Below are 20,755 nucleotides of genomic sequence, written 5' to 3'. Positions count from 1 at the left end.
CCTTCCCGCGTTTCTGCTGTCACAATTCTATTATTTCTCCGGGTTGTCTTCTGTATCTCCGGCGCTTATGGTCCTATCGGTCCAGAGGATCATTCCCACAAGCCACAGAGAACCCGGCAGCAATCCGTTCTTGTAATCCAGGCATCCGGCATCCCGCATGGTATACCACAGGATCATGCCTGCCGCAGTGATCACACAGACTCCTGAGATCTTCCAGAACAGACTTCTGTCCGGTACTGTTTTTTCTTTTTTCTGTCGGCGCATGGCAATGATCCCGCATATCATGCAGCTCACGACCACAACAGCGATTCCCGACAGGAACCACCAGCTGCTGTATTTTAGCAAAAGCTCTGTCAGCCTTGGATCTCCCGTCATCATAATGTCTACATTTCTGCCAGAGAAGGAGTCATATCCCCTGCCGTCCAACAGCAGCTGCAACAGTACCGTAGGCATGGCATATCCGAGGCAATCCCAGGCGATCTGATGGATATTGTCTGAAGTATACGTCTTCAGGTGATACTCGGCATACTCTCTGAATATCTTCTGTGCTTCCGCCTTGCCGAAACGATCCTCCAGCGTCTTTTGTATGCCGGACTCCATGGTTCCCGCATAATACCCGGCATTCCTCATCTCTTTCCAGGTCATCCAGGTACGTAGCTGTTCCGGCCATTCATCGTATTCTTCTTCCTCTCTCATATGCGTCCAGCTGAACCGGCGCATCATGGCGGCGCTCACCGTATTCTCCGCCTTCCCATAGCTGCCCGGTGTCTGCCACATGGGCACCAGCGTGAATAAAATTCCCGCCATTGCCAGAAGGAGCAAAAGTTCCCGGCCTACTCTCTTTTTCTCCGTCTTTCTGCTCCGTAGCTGCCACAGATGTATCAGCCACAGAACAATAAGCGGTACCAGCCCCAGATACAGATTCTCCACCACACACAGTGTACTGAGCGCCCACCAGATTCCGGCTTCGAACAGACCATGTAACGGTCTGGCCGGCGCTGTCGTCTCACCATCCTCCGCCACAGCATCCTGCCGCAGGGTCCGGATCACCGCCGACAGTTCCAGCAGTAAAAGGGAATATCCCGGGGAATTCGGCAATACGGCCAGATGACTTTGCATGGCACAGGGAAAGGTCAGAAGCGCCAGGCTTCCCCAGCACAAAAATATCTTTTTCCCTGTCACTCCGCATGCCCGTAAAAATACTACACCGGCATAAAATGCAATCAGGATCTGTACCGTATATACAAAAAAAGTATAAGGGATAGAACTTATGGATTCTATCCCTTTTACAAGCATCAGAAAAAGAGGGTAGCCGATCCCCATGTAGTCATCACACACAAGTGTCTCTGACGCTTTCAGCCATGTGTAGCTATCGCCGAATTCCGGAAAAATTCCAAAGGATCTGACGCCCCAGCAGATTCCCAGAAGAATCTGCACGGAGACACCCAGGAACAGAAATCTGCCTGCAACCTGTGCAGACGCTCTGCCAATTTTTTGCATGTTACTGCTCCTCTAATTCAAAAAAGTTTTTCACCAGTCCACAGATGAAATCCACCTGATCCAGTGTCAGCCCATAGTACATGGGAAGTCTTACCAGGCGCTCGCTCTCTCTGGTAGTATAACGGTCCTCGCCGTGGAACCGGCCGAACTTCTGTCCTGCGGGAGAAGTATGCAACGGGATATAATGGAATACCGTAAGCACACCGTTCTCCTTCATATAGCTGATAAATCTTGTTCTCTGTTCCAGATCTCTTGCCTTGATGTAGAACATATGCGCATTATGCACACAGCCTTCCGGTACGGTGGGCAGGTCGATCTTCCCCGCTTTCTTTAAGGGAAGCAGCTGCTCATAATAGCGGTTCCAACAGGCAAGTCTTGCCTCATTGATCTCATCAGCGATCTCCAGCTGTGCATAGAGATAAGCCGCATTCATATCACTGGGAAGATAGGACGATCCGTAATTTACCCAGGTATATTTATCGATCTGGCCCCGGAAGAACTTGCTGCGGTTGGTTCCCTTCTCCCTAATGATCTCCGCTTCTTCCACATCCTTCTTATCACGGATCAGCAGTGCTCCGCCCTCACCCATGCTGTAGTTCTTGGTCTCATGGAAGCTGTAGGCACCGAAGTCACCGATGGTTCCCAGTGCTTTTCCCTTGTAAGATGCCAGTACACCCTGTGCGGCATCCTCTACTACCTTTAAGTTATGTCTTTTTGCGATGTCCATAATGGTGTCCATCTCGCAGGCCACACCGGCATAATGCACCGGAACGATGGCTTTCGTCTTCTCCGTGATGGCATCCTCGATCAGTGTCTCGTCAATGTTCATGGTATCCGGGCGGATATCCACGAACACAGGAACCGCACCGCGCAGTACAAAGGCATCTGCGGTGGATACGAAGGTGTAAGCAGGCATGATCACTTCGTCCCCGGGCCGAATGTTACACAAAAGTGCTGCCAGTTCTGTCGCATGGGTACAGGAGGTCGTCAACAGACATTTTCCGGCTCCGGTCCTCTCCTCGATCCAGGCATTACATTTTTTCGTATATTCTCCATCTCCGCAGATCTTCTGATTTTTTACACATTCCTGAATGTAATCTGCTGCTTTATCCACATAAGGCGGTACGTTAAACTTAATATCAATCTCTCTCATAACACATCCTCTTTTCTACTGTCTTTTAGCTTTCTCTATGTTCCCGCTTCCAACTTCCTACGGCTGTCCCAGGCACATTTTCCGTCACATGACTGATAATATATTTCGGTCTTCCCTTGACTTCTTCATAGATTCTGGCAATATAATGGCCAATCACACCAAGGCTTAACATAATAAATCCGCCAATAATGAGGATCAGCAGGATCACCGTGGTAAAACCTTCCACCGCCGTTCCCATCAGATAGCGCACCAGGGTCTGAATCGCCAGGATCACACTGAACAGGATGGATACCCCGCCCATGATCGTCACCAGCTGCAATGGCAGTGTGCTGAAAGAAGTGGCATTGGTAATGGCATATTTCATCAGACTCCAGAAGGACCACTTGCTCTGTCCGTATTTCCGCTCCTGTACTTCATATTCCACAGTCTCCGTACGGAACCCTGCCCAGAAGGTCAACGCCCGGAAAAAGGTATTGCGTTCCGGCAGTTCCAACAGGACCTGTACTACTTTTCTGTCTAAAAGCTTGAAATCGGAAGAAGCATTCATGTCCATCTTGATCAGTTTGCTCATGATCTTGTAAAAAAGTCCGGCAGACAACTTATATCCCAGACTCTCCTTACCGCGGTCGGCCTTGATACCTTCCACGATCTCGGCACCCTGCTGCCATTTTTCCCACATCTGTGGAATCACCTCAGGCGGATGCTGCAGATCACAGTCCATAACGATCACCGCATCCCCCGTAGTCAGCTCCAGGCCTGCAAAAATTCCCGCTTCCTTTCCGAAATTCCGGGAAAACTCCGCTCCCCGTACTCTCGGATTCCTGGCCGATTCTTCCTTAATACGTTCAAAGGTTCCGTCCTTCGAACCATCACTGATAAATACCAGCTCATAATCGATCCCGTGCTGTTCCAGCAGTTCCCCCAGTACTTTTGCGGTATTGGCAATATTCTGTTCTTCGTTATATGCCGGTAAAACAATCGATAATAATGACATCCTCTAATCCCTTCCGCAGTTCTCGGTCTTGACATACAGGATTCCATCCACAACCCTGGTGGAATTCGCTCCCGGAAAAGTATCCATGTCAATGTATTCCTGCGTCATATAAATCTCACCCACAGTATCCGGATCCAGAAAATTCAGGGTTGCGCCCAGATAGTTCTGCATAAATGCCTGATAATCCGCTCCCTTATAGATCAGATAGTCTCCGCTGAGACCGATCATACCGTCCGTGACTTTTCCGGTAATATCCGTAGTGGGGAATTCATCATACCCGATGACACCCACCAATGCAATGGGAATTCCCTGATAGTACCCTTCCGTCTGCTCGATCCTGTCCAACAGACGTACACAGTACGCATAGGTCTTCTCGTATTTTTTCTCCAGATTGGAATATCCGATATTATCCGATACTCCATAATTGAATACCAGGATTCCGGCCGCCAGTAATGCCACCCACTGGATCCCGATATCTGTTTTCCCGTCCTCCGACGCATATCTGTCCACAAATGCCAGCATCAGGATCAGATATAATACCCACTGATACCGCATCAGCAAATGATAGGTCAGATTCGGAGAAATCACCAGAATCACATTGGTCAAAAGCGGAAGTCCCGCCGCCAACAGAATTATTATAACGAAAAATGCCGGATTCTTCCACCATTTTCTTTGCAGCATGCTTCTCACCAGCAGATAAGCCACCAGAAGCACCAGTGCCGCACAGGCCGTAAAAGAGAAAATATTGTTCACCAGCACATTTCCATGCACCGTAAATGCCAGAAAATCAACATACATTCCCCGGATCGTTGCAAACAGCCCCAGACCGGAACCTCCCTGCTCCATGGAATTGATCCCCTGATAGGTATCCAGCACCTTTCCCTGTAATTTCAACAGAATCTGCAGGATTACGTAATACAATGCGGCTCCGGCAACTCCCATGCCCAGGTAACGAAGTACATAGAACGCTTTCGTCTTCCAGCCCTTCTCTTCCATAAAAAAGAGCAGGATCACATATACGCACAGCAGAATGGCAAAGGGCAGATATGCCTGATAGATCCCCATACTGAACGCAAGACATACCGCCCCGGCCAGCCAGCCTTTTTTCTGTTTTTTCGTAAAAAGCACTGCCAGAATTGCGAGAAACAGTGCCATCATATAACCATCCATGGTAAACACATAGGCAAAAGTGGATGCCAGTGCCGGAAAAGAAACCAGCAATCCGCTCACTGCCATGATTACCAACGGGTCTGCAAGTTCCAGCAGTTCCGTCAATGCCACCGCCGCCAGCGCCAGCCAGAGCAGACCGATCAGACCAATGATCCATGGAATGGTAAAATACGAAGAAAAGCCGCATGCCACAGACAGAAACCATCGTCCGGAAGTGATCATATTCTGATCAAAATACATACTGCTCAGGCCGTCATGATTCGGAATATCCGAAAGCATCACCGGCAGATGGATCAGAATCCCCAGTACAAACGCTGAGGGAAAGGCAATCTTCCATGTATTTTTTATTTTTGTTCTGCTAGATTGAAAAAAATCCCACGGGGTCTTCATCCGTCTGTCACTCCTTCATTCAGTCATTTTCAACCTTTCTCAGGTATTCTGCGATCGTCTGTGCGATCTTCTCTCTGCCGGCCTCATTGGGATGCAGACCGTCATCGGTATAGAGATACAGATCATCCCAGGTGTCATGTGGATAATAGTCATGATAGATGTCTATGACTTCTACATTCAATGCCTCACACAGCCCGATCTCCGCATTGACATAATCCTCCAGCACACCACCGCCCAGATCATATTCCTCACAGGTCAGTTCCGGATCCGTATACCAGGTATAGGGCGGGGTGATGAAGATAATGCGCAGCTCCGGATAGGCTTCCCGCAACTCCTTCACAATACTGCGGATAGCTCCACAGTAGGTATATTCATCATACGGATCTGCTGTGGATTCGATGGGAGTGCCGGAGTGATAATCATTCAGTCCGGAACCGATAAACAGGATCTTCACCTGGTCAAAATCGATCTGTCCCAGATCTCCCAAAGTATCCTCAAAATAATCCGTGGCCGCTTCTCGGATGTGCACGGTCCTCTGGACACCGAAATCCTTCACCACAAAGGAACGTACCAGTCCGGCCGCAGAAATGGAATCCTTGGTATATCCCAGCCTTCTCTCCGCATCCGCTCTGCCAAGGACCGTTCCTCCCAGTCCACCGTTGTAGCATTTTAAGCCCGTCTTCTCCTGAAGCTTTGCCGCGATGGATGTCTCATCCCGGCACAGACCATATACACTGTCTCCCAGAAACACCACATCATAAGGAATCCTCTGATATTCACGGTCTCCCGGGAAAAACAGTACCAAAAGCAGCACGAACAAAGCAGCCGCTGTCACACTATATAAAATTTTCCTCTTCCGGCTACTGTTTTTCTTCATAAACCTCAGATATTATCCTTCTATTCTTCCACTCCCGCCGTCCGCAGGATCTCTGCGATCCGGGCAGCCCCCTGCCCGTCGATCAGGGTTCTCTCCGCTTCATAGGTTCTCTGCCGCAATTCCCTGTTCTCACAGGCATTCCGGCACCAACTGCCGATAGCTTTTCTTGTCTCTTCCGGGGCGTGATGCCATTTGCCGGCATATCCGGCTTTTTTCTGCTCTCCCAGCCATTCTGTCAGCCCTTCCTGATTCTCTGCATAGGAAAAACAGACAAAGGGAACTCCCAGCACCGACAGCTCATAGATCGTCGTTCCACCGGCGGTCACCGCCAGCTGGCAGGTCCTCATCAGCCCCGCCATATCTTTCACATCGCTGTGCAGAGTCACGTTGTTGTGCTCCGAAGCATATTGCTCCAGTCTATTCCGGTTCGGATTAAATTTTCCGATCACCAGATGATATCTTACCGGTGCTTCCGCCAGACTGTGTTCACACAGTTCCCGCAGGATCTGTCCGGCGATGTTATCTTTGTCTCCGCCACCGGTGGTGATCAGGATATCCGTTACATCATCCTGCAAAATATACTGTGCTGCCGCCTCACAGAACTGCTGCCGCACCGGCACATAAGCCGCTCCGAGATACTGTCCGGTACTGCTGCCATACAGTTCCCGATACTTTTCCCGGGAAGCAAACAGATTGTAATTGATCACACCGTCCACCGGAAATGCATGCTGCTGCATATCATCCAGCAGATACACCCTGCCAAACCGGTGCAATGCCTGCAAATAAGCATCCGTCACCGCATAGCTGTCCACCAGAAAAACATGCCCGCTTCCCCGGATCAGTCCTTCCAGCGCCGAAAGCTCTCCTTCCAGGTCGGCAGGATCCGTCCCAAGGACCTTCACCGGCATGTTCCAGCTCTGCAACAGTTCCGCAGATGCCTGATCCGCACACAAAAAGCAGAGTTCTTCCGGATGCTCTATTCTTTTTTGTAATTCCTGTGCCACCGTGAGGCAACGCATCAGATGCCCTGCCCCCGTAACAGCACTGCCGTCCGCACGAAAATAATACATTTCCGCTCCTTACTGCTGTTCCTTCTCTGTGAAATCCACAAGAGACCAGTCCATAGGGGTTCCCAGCCTGGCATCTCTGGTGATCCGTTTGCCCAACAGTTCCTCATAATATCTGGTATGCAGTCCGCAGGAAGGTCTCACAGACCGCAGATTCTCCGGAGTAAACACATCCCCGGCCTTCATATCCTGTGCCACGAACAGGGAACGGGAATGTTCTCTGCTCTTTTTCTGCTTCGGTGTCAGATCGTAGGTCACCTTTCCTACTGCTTTCTCGATCATGCGGATGTGATCCACCATCTCTTTGAATTCTTCCGGTTCCATGGAGAATGCCGCATCCGCACCGCCGTCTGCTCTGCGCAGTGTCAGATGTTTCTCCACCACCTTGGCTCCCAGCGCCACACCGGCACCGGCCACGGCACAGCCCATGGTATGATCAGAAAGACCTACCACACAGTCAAAGACTTCCTTCATGGAAGGAATCGTCTTCAGATTAATATCCTCATAGGGTGCCGGATAAGCGGAGGTACATTTCAACAGGATCACATTCTCGTTGCCCTCTTCCTTACAGGTACGCAGTGCCAGCTCGATATCCGCCAGATAGGCAATTCCGGTAGACATGATAATCGGCTTGCCGGTACGGGCGATCTTGCGGATGAAAGGAATGTCGTTAATCTCGAAGGATGCCACCTTGTATACCGGTACCTCCATCTCTTCCAGAAAATCAATGCTGGTCAGATCAAAGGGAGAAGAAAAGAATACCAGTCCCATCTCCTCTGCGATCTTTTTCAGCTTTGGCTGCCACTCCCAGGGAGTATAGGCGGTCTCATACAACTTGTGCAGTGTGGTTCCGTCCCAGATGGTTCCCTGTGTGATCTGGAAGCAGGGATCATCACAGTCCAGTGTGATGGTATCCGGGGTGTAAGTCTGTATTTTAATGGCATCCGCACCGGCATCCTTTGCCGCCTGCATGATAGCCACTGCTCTGTCAAAATCCATCAGATGATTCGCAGACATCTCTGCAATTACAAAAGTGGGAGAATCTTCACTGATTTTATGATTCCCGATCATGATCTCTTTGTTCATAATAGTGCCTCCTTAAGGAAATACAATATGTTCGTACTTCTTGCTGTCCCGGATCTCTTTCCAGTGTTCCGCTGTCATGCGCATATATGTCACGTCATAAGCAGTTCCGTTTTTCACCACATGGGCTTTTTTCTCTTCCACGACTTCACAGCCGCAGATCTTATGGAGCTGGATGACTCCCTGATTCAGGGTGAATACATCACTGTATACCGCATTTTTCCCAAGATCCAGAAACGCATGGTCATACATACTCATCTCCAGCGCCAGTGCCGTCTGGATGCTGCGCAGTTTTTTCTCGCCCACGTAATAGGCCCATCCCAGATCTCCTGTGGGATTCGTCAGCCCTGTGTAATTGATGACGCCGGCTGCTGTGCCGTCGATCTCAATGATCCAGTAGCTCACATCCGGATCCTGCTGCACTTTGGCAAACCATTTCTTCTGCCCTTCCAGAGTCAGCTTCGGATCCGTATTCATATAGCGGGTAATCTCCGGATCCATACGCCAGCGCATGATCTGTTCCAGATCTCCCTCTGTCACTTTTCTTAATGTAACACTCATTCGCAGCCCGCCTTTTCCAACAGTTCACGCATTCCTTTTAACTCAATGGCTTCGTCTAAGGGAATGCTGACACCAAGCTCTTCCTCCAACTGTCCGATGATCATGACATGCGCCAGGGAATCCCACTGCTCCACATCTTCGATCATGGTATCCTCGGTGATGGTTCCCGCCGGAACCTTTAATACATCTTCAATCAGCTTTATGATCTTCTCTTTCATATGGTTATCCTCTGCTTATCCTCATTTTTCTAACATTTACCACTGTCCGGTCTTCCGTCCGGCAGCCGTCACCCAGCCCCAGGTCAATCGTATAAAGTCTCCTTCAGCCAGTAGGCCCTCTCCGGTCTCTCTGCCAGTGTGATCTCATAGCAGGTGCCGCCCTCCTGTGTACTTTCCGTCCTGTGGTAACCCAGCTTTTCATACAGAGCTTCCACCGGCTTATTCTTGGCTGTCGGGATATATCTGCCGCAGAGTCCGGTATATCCTTCCTCCTGCATCTGCTCCTCGATACGGTCGATCACCGCATTCTCGATATTCCGTCCCATGACACGGCAGCTCATGACCAGATCCGTGATCTCCGGCAGTTCTCCGGCAGTATCCACGATGGCTGCTGCCACGATTCCGTTGTCTCCAAACGCATCCGTCACCTGATACAGAAATACTCTCTTTCCGGCATCTTCCACGATCTGCTGCATCTGCTCTCTGGTGTAGCGTCTGGTGGTCAGGTTGAACTGGTTCGTTTTATTCAAAAGCTGTGTCAGCCGGTCCAGATGTTCCTTCGGATCCACCGGGATCAGACAGATCTCCAGCTTTTTCACATAGTCTTCAAAGCTCACCGCCTGCTCTGCCATGGCATTTCTGCCGGCATTGGCCCGGTACTGTGCGGTCTTCTCCCGGTCCTCTTTCGTGATCACTGCCCGGGCAAAATATTCTTCATAAATCTTTGCCATGCAGGGTGCCAGTTCCTCCGGTCTTGCCGGGAAATCGGGCACAGTCACCTCCGGCAGCATCTGCCGTACCATTTCCCGTTCCGCTTCGCTGTCATCAAAAAAGACAAAGGAATCCGTTCCCAGATTCAGTTCTTCCGCCATCTTACGGATATTGTCCGGCTTCGGGTCCCAGTTGATCCTGCGGGCTGCGAAATCTTCCGGCCTAAGCAGCATATGGGGATGATGTTCCAAGATCTCCATGGCATCCTCTTCATTATTTTTGGATGCTATGGCTAACAGCACACCCTGTTCCTGCATCAGCTTTATGACCCGTTGCAGATTTTTATAAGCCAGACCGCTGTGGTCTTCCGACAAAAGCACCGGTGTGTGATCCGCCTCTCCGGCCAGGCCGCCCCACAGGGTATTGTCCAGATCCAGAACCAGCACCTTTTTTGGGGTGCGATCCTCCAGTTCCGCCTGCTGTAATATTTTTTCCGCCAGAAGAGACTGGGTCTCCATCCCCAGCAATACTTTTCCCATATACCACATTTTCAGGGAAAACGCCTTCTCCTCGCCCTGATGCTCTATGATCCGGCGATAAGGAAATATCCGCACATTGGAATGTTTCTCCGTCAGCTGCTGCAGTGCAGCACTCCACAAACTCTCCAGCTGCTGTTTGCGTTCCGGATCCGCCAGCACAGCCAGTTCCACCGCCCACAGATATGCATCGGAGACATAGAACACACCATGCTCCGGCAGACAGCCTTCCAGCGTCTGAAACCAGTTTCCGATCCGCTCTTTTGCTGTCTGCGGATCATAGTCATGTTCCAGCAGTTCTGCCAGATCCATGATCAGAAAGGTAATGTCCGGCTGAAACGCATGATAGGAGGAAGCCGGGTTCAGCAAAGCTCCCAGTTCATTTCCATAGCCTTCCGCATCGTAGACTTCCGCCTGTTTCTGTAACATACGGATCACCATATTCATATTTACATTGGACAATACTGCCAGTCTGCCTGTTGCCATAGTCTCAGATTCCTCCGGGATTATTTTTCCTCCGTCATCAGACGGTATTTCATCTCTGCGATCTTCCAGTCCGTCAGATTATCGATATCCTGCACTTCCAGTTCCGATACGATCAGGGGCAGAATATTTCCCACCATCAGCTTCTTATTCACTGCAAAGCGGTCCGTACGGAAGACATAGAACTGTCCCACATCATGATAATGGGGCTGCAGGTCCTGGGATCTGCTGTCCAGATATTCGGGATATTTAAATACCAACCGTTCCTGCTCCACTACCATGGCCCGCTGAGGCGGGTAGGAAAAGCTGACCACCGGAATCAGGGTGTCCGCATCGCTTGCTTCCAGCTGTTCTACCGCTGCTTTCAGTTTTTCCGCTGTCACAAAAGGCGCTGTGGGATAGATGCAGCATGCCACATCAAAATGCATGTCACGCTTCTCATATTCCGCCAACACTTCCGCCAGCACATCATTGGTGGTGGCAAAGTCTCCGGAAGTTGCCTCACTGCGGAAAAACGGCACCTCTGCACCGTACTTTTTCGCAATCTCCGCAATCTCCGTATCGTCCGTGGATACCATCACATGGTCAAAAAGTCTGCTGGACAATGCCGCCTCGATGGAATATGCCAGAATCGGTTTTCCACAAAAATCTCTGATATTTTTCTTCGGGATCCGCTTGCTCCCACCTCTGGCGGTGATAATCGCTAATCTGCTCATTTTCCTAACCTCATCTTTCTCATGCCCCATGGCCGCCCTTCAGGCCCGTAGCTTCCATACAAACTGCCGGATCCTGTAATAGAGATAGAACCGCAGATCGCTCTTTTTCTGCATGGCGATGAATTTGCGTTCCTCCGGCCCGGTATATTCCAGATAATATTTATTCCTGTCGAACTCCGGAAAATGTCGTTCTGTCCCCTCCCGTAGTTCTTTTACAAAAGACAGCTTCGGCTTCTCCACTCCCGACAGATAGGAGAATAAAGTGATCACATAATACAGCTCCGTAAAACGGTATTCGATCTGCTCCCGGTATTCCGCAAGAAACCCTCTGTTCTCGCATTCCGTGTACAAAAGTTCTGCTGCTTTCATACGATCACGGCATTTTTCCTCCGTGATGTGATGTACCGTGGACACCGCATGCTGGTAATAATAATACAGCGGTTCCTCCACTCTCTCAAAACGTCGAAAGTACAGGCTCCACAAGGGGCCTGCACAGTTGTCTTCGTAGAAAATATGCTCCGGAAAATCCAGATGATTCTCCCGGATCACACTATGTTTGTAAATTTTCAGCACCATACTGCCGGGACGCATGAACAGTCTCTCATGCTTTTCCTTCGTCAGATCCCCGGTCTGATCCGGTGTATTGTTGACGATGACCTTCCCGACCTCAAAGGTATGATGATCCACCAGACTGTAATCGCAGCCCACCAGATCCGCTCCGGTTGCTTCCGCTTTTTTCAGAAGCTTCTCGTAATAGTCCGGTGACACCCAGTCATCACTGTCGATGAAACCGATCCATTCCCCCTGCGCCACCCGCAGTCCGGCATTTTTGGCACCGCCCTGTCTTAAGTTCACAGGGTTCGGAATGACACAGACCAGCTCCGGATAACGCTTCTGATAATCCAGCAGGATCTCCAGAGAATCGTCTGTAGAAGCATCATCCACGCAGAGGATCTCATAATCGTACAGTCCCCGGATGGTCTGTCCCACCAGGCTGTCCAGACAATAATTCAGTTTTCCCTCCGTCGCCATATTATAGACGGGCACGATGATGCTCAGTTTTTTACTCATAGGCGTTACAGATTTCCCCGTTCTATTTTTGCTCTGCCGTCTTCTACCCGATAGACAATGTCACATTTTTCAATGGTCTGCAATCTGTGGGCGATAATGATCAAGGTCTTGCGGCCGTGCAGTCGGTTGATAGACTCCATGATGGCTGCTTCCGTATCATTATCCAGTGCGGAAGTGGCCTCATCCAGGATCAGTACCTCCGGATCATTATACAGCGCTCTGGCAATACCGATACGCTGTCTCTGTCCTCCGGAGAGGCGGATACCCCGCTCGCCGATGCCAGTCTCCAGACCTTCCGGCAGAGTCTTGATAAATTCATCCAGCTGTGCCTCTTTCAATACTTCCCACAGTCTGTCCTCATCAATCTTGTCCTCCGGCACACCGAAGGCTACATTTTTACGGATGGTGTCATCCAGCATGAAGATCATCTGGGGGATGTAGCCGATATTCTTCAGCCATTTCCGGTAATTGCCCGGTTCCTTTACATCCACGCTGTCTGCATAGATATGTCCCGTACTGGGCTCCAGCAGTCCCAGCAGAATATCCACCACGGTACTCTTGCCCGCGCCGGAAGTACCCACGATACCTACCGATGCACCCACCGGGATCTTCAGATCCGCATGGTCGAAGATCAGACGCTCCGTATTGGGATAGGCATAAGTAATATCTTTCATCTCGATGCTTTCTTTTACATCCAGCTTTTCATCTTCATCGGTAGCAAAGGACATGTCGATATTCTGTCCGTTGATCTCATCCTGTAAATTATCGCTGACACCCATGAAGAAAGGTTCAAAATAGGCGATGGAATTGATCTGGTTGTTGATACGGTTCACGCAGGGCAACAGTACCAGTGCCGCTGCCGCCAGAGTTCCGAACACTGTCAGCATATTTTCTGTAGGCACACCGGTGGCCACCAGAAAGATCATGTATCCTACCATAGTGGCAACGCAGGCTGTCTCGATCAGCAGCTTCGGCACCTGATTGTACAGGCTGTAACGCTGTACGGCATCCACGTAGCCTTTTCCACATTTGCGGTACTCGGATACGAAATACTGCTCCTTGCCGGAAATCTTTACTTCCTTGATACCCTGTACCGTCTGGGAGATCCATTTGAACAGACTGCTGTAATAGTCCTGATTGTCCTTACCGGCCTTGTACATGATGGGCTTCAGCACTCTCTTGATCAGCCACATCAACAGAAGCAATACCACCGCCATCAGGATCGTCATGGTACCGCTGGAAATAAAGCAGTAACTGATGACAAACAGGGAAACCACGCTGTCGGATAACAGCTGTAACAGTGCCAGGATCAGTGCATACATATTGTTGACATCGGAAGTGATACTGCGCTGTACCACAGCGGTATCCGCATTCAGATAAAATTCATAACCTCTGCGCAGGTAATTACGCATCATGCGCTCGGAAGTGCGGAACTGGTTCGTATAGACAAAGGATAAAGTCAGCTTCTGCTGTACATAAGTAAACAGGTTCTTCACCACAAATACCAGAATCAGCAGCACCATGACAATAATGGAGAACGTACGATAGTTCTCCACACCCATGATCTCATAGCAGGCTTCCGCCACCCGGCTGTGTTGTACCGCTTCGGGATCAATGACGATCTGCATGACCTCCACCAGCATTCCCACACCGGCCGTCTGCAAAAAGGCACTGATCACCATGAGGATAATGAGTCCCACCATGGTTCTTTTCTGTTTTTTGTCCAGCAGGACACGTAATTTCTTGATGATCTGTATCATTGACGGTCTCCAAACTTATATCTGTTCATTCTGTCTGTGGATCAGTGGATCCTCATAGGCATCCATAAAATCAGGTCCGAGGCGTACCGCTTCATCCGCAAAAGGAAGTCCCTTTACCTCCGTAAATATGGTTACCACCTTTTTAAAACGCAGATTCGGGAAAAAGTTCAGCATCTCCATGGGCATGGATGCATCGAACTGGGGATATTCCGCAAAAAGCTTCTGGTAATCCAGCAGGTCTCTGGGATGGGGCTTTAAAAATATGGTGCCCTCTTTTTCATACATTTTGATAATATCCCGGAAGATCTGTTCTCTCACATCCAGTGCGCATACCGGATCCGTGAGGATCAATATTTTATCTCCCACCTTATTGCTCTCTTCGATCTGGTGTTCCAGTTCGTCTTTATTTCTCACGAATGCCTGCAGGAGCAGCTGCTTATCCTCCGCTGTCAGCCGGTCTTCCATCGGCTTTCTGGGAAGTTCAATATATCGGGGACAGGGATAGCGGATGGCGGAAATGTCATTTACTTCCATATCCATGCAGTATTTTCCGTAGCCGTTCTGAACAAAGATCAGGTTCAGATACATGGACAGGAATGCCTTGATCTTAAAATGTCCACGGTTGTCATATCGCGCCGCGTCAAAATTCTTGAGACAGTTCAGGCCGTCTTCCACGGCATGATAGCGGATATGGTTCTGATTCAGGTAGTAGCCGATGGGATCGGAATCGCAGTAGACATAAATGTCCTTGTAAGTCCGAAGATCTACCGGCACATAAGAAGCCTCGAGTCTGGCGTACTCCTTCGTAAAGCGGATCCGGTTCTTCAGATTCCCCAGAAAGCTTCCGGTGTCCTCCCGGTATTTTTCCAGTTCCGGGAAGAAATCTTCACGCTTCTCATCGAATTCCAGTACCTCTTCGAACAGTCCCGTGCTCTCCACCCGGGATTTCAGGTTCTCGAAATTATTGGACATTTTGGACAGCACTAAAGTAGCAGCCCCTGCTTTCTTCGCAGGATCTGCCTCCGCCCTTAATTTCAGTTCTTTTAAAAAAGTCACATATACATGATAGTATGTGTGACAGATATAGATTCTGTCTTTCATATATAATCTCTATTATTGCTTATTGCCGTATAATTTAGTAACTATTCACTCCCCATCCGCAGAATCGCTGCAATGCGAATTCTATGAATAGTTACACTATAGCACACTTTTCTCTTCCAGTAAAAAATCTTATGAAATTTTAAGAAAGTTGGGGTAACAGTTCAGCCATAGAATGACAGAATTGGTGCCTGGGTGCTTGCACACAAGGCAACGATTCTGTCATTCTATGAGCAGAACGCAAGGTCAATGAAATAAAAGATGAGCCGCGATGCGGCGCCGGCTGCGAAGCAGACGCTTTTATGAATTGGCCTTGCGTTGAACTGTTGCAACGGCTGCACCTTTACAATCTATACACCCAGATCCCCCAGTAAGAGTCTTCTGTTTCAAAGTATCCCACAAGTTCCATGCCCATCCTGTCGGCATCGCCGATCTCAGCTCCGGAGAACAGGTACTCACATCCCAGTTCCCGCAATGCCTCCATGTCAAATTCCAGGCCTTCATAGACCAGTGTGTTTCCCTTTTGCAGGCGCATGTAATTGCCGGTAATGCTGTTGAACAGATAACAGCGGTTCCCCCACGTATCAAAGTATACCCGCACTTCTTCGTTTTTCTCAATCTCCGGTGCAATAACTTCCCGGAATCTGTGCTTGTACTCCAGAGGATAATTGTTGGAATATCCGTCCACCGTATAAAAACCATGCATCAGTGCCGGTGCGGGACTGACTCCCAGATGTGCCACACGATAGGTGCTCTTGTCCCGGCCAATCGCATCATCGATCTCCTGCATCAGATCCTCTGAAAACCAGCTTTTCCAGGAGATATATCCCGTGATTCCGGATCCGTTATTGATCTGGTTCACATTGAGATACATTCCGGAATTCACTTTCAACAGCTGAAGCGTCGGCAACAGACACACTGCCAGGATCACCAGTTTTCCCGACAGCATCCTGCTGTCGGTATGCGGCACTTTCGTTCTCCACAATACCGCTGCCGCCAGTGCGAACTCCAGATACCAGTCCGCAGGATACAGCCAATAGAACCGGTGGATTTGAAAATAGTGTAAAAATCCCGTGACGCTGTTTTTGAAATCAACGACCACCGTCATATGACAAAATGCATAAAACAATGCGATGCCGATCAGGAATAAAAAGTTGATAACAGCCGCCTTGTATATCATTCTGTCCGTTTCTTCCTTTTTGCAAAATGCTCCCAGAAGCAGGAATATGACAATCGGCAGGATCAGATATTTATGTAAGGACGGTGCGTGTTGTGCGCTGTTCCGGAAGAGGCTCCAAAAAGTCTCAAAAAAGGGAGTCGCGGAAGACACCATTTCTTCCCGGTGGCTGACATAACTGCTGTCTCCCACCAGAATCTCCAGGATCAGTGACCAGTTGACAATGACATAAGTCACCAGCAACTCTGCAAATCCCAGAACCGGCCATTTATTCTTTCTTTTCTGAAAGAAGGCAACAAGGAGTGCCAAAAGCCACAATCCCAGCACCACATAACCGGTATACACCAGATGGCTGGTCAGGCCGAACAGTAACGTACACATCAATGCGGGAAGGATTCTTTTCCGTTTCCACAGACACAGAAAGGCATATGTCACCAAAGGAATGCCGAATTCAGAAAGACCGTAGACCGGATATAAGGGCAGCACACAGAAACATGCCCCGGCTATCACCGCCAGAATACTGCTCTCCGTGCTCTCCTTTACCAACAGATACATTCCCAGAAACGCCAGCACAAAGCAGATCATATATTGTATAAGAAACGCCACCCTGGCAGAAAACAGACAATACAGCGGCAGGAATAAAATGGCCGATGGCTGCATACCGCTGGCATTGACTCCGCCCAGCATCTCCGGATATACCGTACTGCCGTCCCATAAATGTCTGGCGGGAAGCATATAGTTCATAATGCTTTCATCCAGCTGGTCGTTGATCTCAAAGATGCAGCCATCCCCCAGAATAAAATAGGGGGAAAAAAATACAACCACGATCAAAATTCCGGTCCACCAGAGAGGAATCCTGTCCAGCCACAAGAGGAACCGGTTGATCTGTTTGCCTATTGCAGGTTTTTCATCAGAAGTGAACAATAATATAGTCCCCCTTATCTACAATATAACCCTCCTGCGGATATTCCGGCAGATCCAGAGACTCTTCTTCCGCTGCCGCATAGAGACTGATGTCCTCCAGAGCCACCAGCTGATGCCCGTGCATTTCAAAAAATTTCACCAGCTCCGCATCGGAATCAAAGGCATAGCGTCCCCAGTCGATAACAGACAGTGCCGGTGTCTGTGCCACCCACACTCCTCTGGATCCACGATTGTATTTATCCAGCAGATCCGGGTCCACCAGATCCGCCAATCGTTTCATCTTATAATAAACAGGGCTGCTGTAGCTCACATAGGCATCCTGAACTATGCTATAGGGAATATCATAATTTCCCGTGAAGATCACCGGTTTTGAAGTATCAAAGTCCCGTTCCAGATCCATTGCAATCTGATCCACGGTCTTCACTGCCGCATCATATTTTTTCTTGTCAATATAGAACCATCTGGTCATATCCATACACTGGTTCCAGAGGATCACCGCCAGCACCAGAACTGCAAGTGCCCTCACACCAGCAGAGATTTTTCTGCCAGCCGTATTCTTCGCTTTTGGGGCCAAAGTTCCCGTCAGCCGCCAGATCCCATACACAAAAAGCAGCGCTCCGTATCCACAGAAGACCGGCAGGAACTGTGCCGAACGGTACAATGTGGCTTTTCCTTCAATGAACAGAAGAGAAAATGCTGCCAAATAAGCGGCAGGCAACAACAGAAGTGCCCACAGATCTCTGCCGCGGATCACCCGCACCAGCGTCACCACAAGGATCACAGCCGCTGATAATATAAAAATCCGGATCGGCAGATACGCATAGGCAAACACACCATACAGCACAAAGGTCCTCTTGAGGATCATGGCAAGCTCCCCGAAAGCCCCCGGCTGCAGCATCCAGCCCAGCATTTCCGTCACGGAACGCTGTACCGCCTCTCCCCGCAGATATTCCAGATGAAATGCTTTCGTCACTACCACGATCATCACACTACGCAGCACAATGGCCACAAGCGCCGCCACCGCACCGGCCACCAGTGTGGCAAATATGTCCTTCTCCTGACGTCCCCGTGCGATCCGCTCCGTCAGCAGCAAGAGCATCAGCCCCGCCAGCCACAGGATCATAAAGGACTCGTAACATCCCATGGCGATCCACAAAAAGACTGCCGCCGTCAGGATCTTTGCCACTGCCAGGCATCCCAGTTTCTGCCGGATACCGGATCCTTTTTGCATTTTCCGGGTACTGCTCTGCCATTCCCTGACACAGCACAGGCTGATGCCACAGCACAGATAGCCAATGGCGATACCGTTATGCAGGAAATAAGTAAAGACTTCACTGATCAGGGGACTGGAGAGAAAGACAGCACCGAAGAAAGCATAGCCTGCCGTCGGAACCTTCTCTCCCAATACAGAATAAAACAATGCAGACCAGACGACCGCTGCCAGCACCAGTATCACAACTGCCGCAAAATCCGTCACGAAGGGAACAAACTCTGCCAGCGATACCACCTTATTCAGCAAAAACAGAACCCACCGCCCCACAATGGCGATCAGTCCTTCTTCAAAATAATATAAGGATGGCGTATCATCGATGCCGATGGTTGCATTTGTCACCTTATAGCCGTAGGCACACACCGCTGTCAGTAACAGGATCCCCATATACAGGCGGTTCTGCTGGAAGTGTTTCCCGTAGCTCTTCCATTTCTGCATCACTTTTTCCATGCTTTTCATCCATTCCTTTTTCTTATTCGTCCATTACTGTGCTACTCTTCCTCCAGCTTCTCCAGGCGGAAGATTGCAAAATCATAATACATATAATGAAATTCCAATACCTGTTCATAGCTGTACTCATCTTCCATTTCATTGGGGTAGCCCCCCTGGAAGCAGATATACCACAGATTATCATAAGTGTCCAGCTGACTGTAACTGCTCAGTGCTTCCGTATTCACAAAAGGAAGACTGTACAGCTTATATGCGATCGTATAGTAATGCAGTTCAGGATGATACACATTCAAAAAGATCGTATGCGTATACGGTCCGATGATCGCATCATTCTCCGTCATGTATTCCTCCACGAAATTCTCGTAGATTTCCAGACCGTCATCATATTCCAGCCTGATCTCGGAGGTATACTGTAACAGGAAGCAGAGACCTGCCGTTCCCAGAAGGCCGGCAGCCCATATTTTCCTGCTTTTGCCTTTTGTGTTCTCCGTGATCTGTGCAAATCCCACGGCATACCACAGCATGACAAAGCCCATGCCCGGGAATGCATAACGGCCCATAAAACAGTTATTGACCGTAGCGGAGATCACGCCTCCCACGATACCCGTCAGGGCAAATGTGCCAAACGCGATGGCCGGTGCAATGTTATGATTCTGTCTCACCCAGTCCACGGCTCCGTAACTGATTACCAGACATAATGCCATTCCCAACAGTACGACAATGCCGATGGGAGTCTCCACCGCTGAGAACCATTCCTTACAATAATCCATCACGGAATACAGCGTTGCCAGTTCCGCAGTGGAACCGTCATCGTAGCGCATCCGCAGGACAAATTGCCGGATCGTCACTGCCAGCCAGGGAGAAAACACCAGCGCCACCGTAAATCCGGAGATAAAATACCCCTTGATCAGCTCCTTCTTATGGCAGATCAGGATCACTGCGAAAAACAGCAGATAGAATAAGAACGTCTGGATCAATGCAAAGGTATGACAATATACCGTGCCGATACTGGCGATGCAGAATACGATCCATTTTTTCCGGGTCGGCTCTCTGAAAATGTCATAGGCAGACAGTCCCGTCAACGTCAGAAAGAACAGGGCCACCGCATACATTCTCACATTTCCCGCCTGTACACTGAAGATCGGCATCAGCAGGGAAAACAGCATAAAATACACTGAAATCTTACGGTCAAACAATTTTGCCACATAATATTTTCCCAGCAGCATATATCCCAGCATGAACAGCACGGACATCAGCTTCAGTGCCCAGAAATGGGTTCCTCCCCCACACAGATGATAGAAGCTTTTTAACAGCACATAGTAAAACGGTGAGTGATCATCCGTGGCTGTAATATAGATCAGCCGCTTCCAGGGCAGGGATACCATGGATGCCGAATAAGCCTCATCATACCAGAGGCTGTTGGTAATGCAGAAGGCTCCCCAGAGAAGCAATGCCGCCATCGGCAGTCCATGCCACAGCAGTGCCCACATATTGTTCTCTGTGAAATTATGCTGTTTTCTTCTCTGTGTCTCCATTACGTCTATAG

Annotated in this window: 17 protein-coding genes; all 17 read right to left on the bottom strand. The window is 49.5% G+C overall.

Annotation, left to right across the window (positions count from 1 at the left end; genetic code table 11):
* Nucleotides 1-30: 30 nt before the first annotated feature.
* The 17 genes from ACLTOH_RS03240 to ACLTOH_RS03160 all read right to left on the bottom strand — a co-directional run bounded on the left by ACLTOH_RS03240 (nt 31) and on the right by ACLTOH_RS03160 (nt 20,744).
* Nucleotides 31-1,500: a hypothetical protein gene (locus tag ACLTOH_RS03240; protein WP_227731950.1), complete on the bottom strand. Its 1,470-nt coding sequence runs from the start codon at nt 1,498-1,500 to the stop codon at nt 31-33.
* A 1-nt stretch (nt 1,501) separates the two neighbouring features.
* Nucleotides 1,502-2,653, bottom strand: a complete 1,152-nt coding sequence (rffA, locus tag ACLTOH_RS03235; protein WP_117466148.1) for a dTDP-4-amino-4,6-dideoxygalactose transaminase — start codon at nt 2,651-2,653, stop codon at nt 1,502-1,504.
* A gap of 25 nt (nt 2,654-2,678) precedes the next feature.
* Nucleotides 2,679-3,647: a glycosyltransferase family 2 protein gene (locus tag ACLTOH_RS03230; protein ID WP_118502353.1), complete on the bottom strand. Its 969-nt coding sequence runs from the start codon at nt 3,645-3,647 to the stop codon at nt 2,679-2,681.
* Nucleotides 3,648-3,650: 3 nt separating this feature from the next.
* Nucleotides 3,651-5,207, bottom strand: coding sequence for a glucosyltransferase domain-containing protein (locus tag ACLTOH_RS03225; protein WP_412223362.1), 1,557 nt, complete (start codon nt 5,205-5,207; stop codon nt 3,651-3,653).
* Between the two features lie 19 nt (nt 5,208-5,226).
* Nucleotides 5,227-6,084 carry an SGNH/GDSL hydrolase family protein gene (locus ACLTOH_RS03220; RefSeq protein ID WP_412223361.1) on the bottom strand — a complete coding sequence of 286 codons (858 nt, stop codon included), beginning with the start codon at nt 6,082-6,084 and terminating at the stop codon, nt 5,227-5,229.
* 20 nt (nt 6,085-6,104) lie between these two features.
* Nucleotides 6,105-7,154 (bottom strand): UDP-2,4-diacetamido-2,4,6-trideoxy-beta-L-altropyranose hydrolase, encoded by a 1,050-nt coding sequence (pseG, locus tag ACLTOH_RS03215; RefSeq protein WP_412223360.1) that lies wholly within the window; start codon nt 7,152-7,154, stop codon nt 6,105-6,107.
* Between the two features lie 9 nt (nt 7,155-7,163).
* Complete coding sequence (gene pseI, locus ACLTOH_RS03210) at nt 7,164-8,237, bottom strand: pseudaminic acid synthase (protein WP_022312221.1); 1,074 nt, start codon at nt 8,235-8,237, stop codon at nt 7,164-7,166.
* 12 nt (nt 8,238-8,249) lie between these two features.
* Entirely contained in the window at nt 8,250-8,795 is a 546-nt protein-coding gene (locus tag ACLTOH_RS03205) for a GNAT family N-acetyltransferase (RefSeq protein ID WP_412223358.1), read from the bottom strand.
* A complete protein-coding gene (locus ACLTOH_RS03200; protein WP_118502361.1) occupies nt 8,792-9,013 on the bottom strand; it encodes an acyl carrier protein in 222 nt (73 codons plus the stop codon). Before ACLTOH_RS03200 ends, ACLTOH_RS03205 begins: the two co-directional genes overlap by 4 nt.
* 83 nt (nt 9,014-9,096) lie before the next feature.
* Nucleotides 9,097-10,746 carry an HAD-IIIC family phosphatase gene (locus ACLTOH_RS03195; protein WP_412223357.1) on the bottom strand — a complete coding sequence of 550 codons (1,650 nt, stop codon included), beginning with the start codon at nt 10,744-10,746 and terminating at the stop codon, nt 9,097-9,099.
* 20 nt (nt 10,747-10,766) lie between these two features.
* Nucleotides 10,767-11,459 carry a pseudaminic acid cytidylyltransferase gene (gene pseF / locus ACLTOH_RS03190; protein WP_022312225.1) on the bottom strand — a complete coding sequence of 231 codons (693 nt, stop codon included), beginning with the start codon at nt 11,457-11,459 and terminating at the stop codon, nt 10,767-10,769.
* 39 nt (nt 11,460-11,498) lie between these two features.
* Nucleotides 11,499-12,530, bottom strand: coding sequence for a glycosyltransferase family 2 protein (locus tag ACLTOH_RS03185; RefSeq protein ID WP_022312226.1), 1,032 nt, complete (start codon nt 12,528-12,530; stop codon nt 11,499-11,501).
* A gap of 5 nt (nt 12,531-12,535) precedes the next feature.
* The gene (locus tag ACLTOH_RS03180; protein WP_412123238.1) at nt 12,536-14,290 is read right to left on the bottom strand and encodes an ABC transporter ATP-binding protein; all 1,755 of its coding nucleotides are present in this window, start codon (nt 14,288-14,290) and stop codon (nt 12,536-12,538) included.
* A gap of 15 nt (nt 14,291-14,305) precedes the next feature.
* Nucleotides 14,306-15,391, bottom strand: coding sequence for a glycosyltransferase family 52 (locus tag ACLTOH_RS03175; protein WP_412223355.1), 1,086 nt, complete (start codon nt 15,389-15,391; stop codon nt 14,306-14,308).
* A gap of 340 nt (nt 15,392-15,731) precedes the next feature.
* Nucleotides 15,732-17,489 carry a DUF6044 family protein gene (locus ACLTOH_RS03170; protein WP_412223353.1) on the bottom strand — a complete coding sequence of 586 codons (1,758 nt, stop codon included), beginning with the start codon at nt 17,487-17,489 and terminating at the stop codon, nt 15,732-15,734.
* The gene (locus ACLTOH_RS03165; protein WP_412223350.1) at nt 17,476-19,218 is read right to left on the bottom strand and encodes a glucosyltransferase domain-containing protein; all 1,743 of its coding nucleotides are present in this window, start codon (nt 19,216-19,218) and stop codon (nt 17,476-17,478) included. The genes ACLTOH_RS03170 and ACLTOH_RS03165 overlap by 14 nt, the downstream gene beginning before the upstream one ends.
* A gap of 32 nt (nt 19,219-19,250) precedes the next feature.
* Complete coding sequence (locus ACLTOH_RS03160) at nt 19,251-20,744, bottom strand: hypothetical protein (RefSeq protein WP_412223348.1); 1,494 nt, start codon at nt 20,742-20,744, stop codon at nt 19,251-19,253.
* Nucleotides 20,745-20,755 lie beyond the last annotated feature (11 nt).

Source organism: Waltera sp. (genome assembly GCF_046969025.1).
Taxonomy (GTDB): Bacteria; Bacillota; Clostridia; order Lachnospirales; family Lachnospiraceae; genus Acetatifactor; species Acetatifactor acetigignens.
Note: the sequence above shows the minus strand (reverse complement) of the source record. Positions and strands in the feature narration are given on the sequence as shown.

What these genes read in the sequence shown, in the direction of transcription:
- ACLTOH_RS03230 (WP_118502353.1), bottom strand. Translation starts at nt 3,647, where the DNA reads ATGTCATTATTATCGATTGTTTTACCGGCATATAACGAAGAACAGAAT.
- ACLTOH_RS03240 (WP_227731950.1), bottom strand. Translation starts at nt 1,500, where the DNA reads ATGCAAAAAATTGGCAGAGCGTCTGCACAGGTTGCAGGCAGATTTCTG.
- ACLTOH_RS03165 (WP_412223350.1), bottom strand. Translation starts at nt 19,218, where the DNA reads ATGAAAAGCATGGAAAAAGTGATGCAGAAATGGAAGAGCTACGGGAAA.
- ACLTOH_RS03200 (WP_118502361.1), bottom strand. Translation starts at nt 9,013, where the DNA reads ATGAAAGAGAAGATCATAAAGCTGATTGAAGATGTATTAAAGGTTCCG.
- ACLTOH_RS03220 (WP_412223361.1), bottom strand. Translation starts at nt 6,084, where the DNA reads ATGAAGAAAAACAGTAGCCGGAAGAGGAAAATTTTATATAGTGTGACA.
- ACLTOH_RS03225 (WP_412223362.1), bottom strand. Translation starts at nt 5,207, where the DNA reads ATGAAGACCCCGTGGGATTTTTTTCAATCTAGCAGAACAAAAATAAAA.
- ACLTOH_RS03205 (WP_412223358.1), bottom strand. Translation starts at nt 8,795, where the DNA reads ATGAGTGTTACATTAAGAAAAGTGACAGAGGGAGATCTGGAACAGATC.
- ACLTOH_RS03195 (WP_412223357.1), bottom strand. Translation starts at nt 10,746, where the DNA reads ATGGCAACAGGCAGACTGGCAGTATTGTCCAATGTAAATATGAATATG.
- pseG (WP_412223360.1), bottom strand. Translation starts at nt 7,154, where the DNA reads ATGTATTATTTTCGTGCGGACGGCAGTGCTGTTACGGGGGCAGGGCAT.
- ACLTOH_RS03175 (WP_412223355.1), bottom strand. Translation starts at nt 15,391, where the DNA reads ATGAAAGACAGAATCTATATCTGTCACACATACTATCATGTATATGTG.
- pseI (WP_022312221.1), bottom strand. Translation starts at nt 8,237, where the DNA reads ATGAACAAAGAGATCATGATCGGGAATCATAAAATCAGTGAAGATTCT.
- pseF (WP_022312225.1), bottom strand. Translation starts at nt 11,459, where the DNA reads ATGAGCAGATTAGCGATTATCACCGCCAGAGGTGGGAGCAAGCGGATC.
- rffA (WP_117466148.1), bottom strand. Translation starts at nt 2,653, where the DNA reads ATGAGAGAGATTGATATTAAGTTTAACGTACCGCCTTATGTGGATAAA.
- ACLTOH_RS03160 (WP_412223348.1), bottom strand. Translation starts at nt 20,744, where the DNA reads ATGGAGACACAGAGAAGAAAACAGCATAATTTCACAGAGAACAATATG.
- ACLTOH_RS03185 (WP_022312226.1), bottom strand. Translation starts at nt 12,530, where the DNA reads ATGAGTAAAAAACTGAGCATCATCGTGCCCGTCTATAATATGGCGACG.
- ACLTOH_RS03180 (WP_412123238.1), bottom strand. Translation starts at nt 14,290, where the DNA reads ATGATACAGATCATCAAGAAATTACGTGTCCTGCTGGACAAAAAACAG.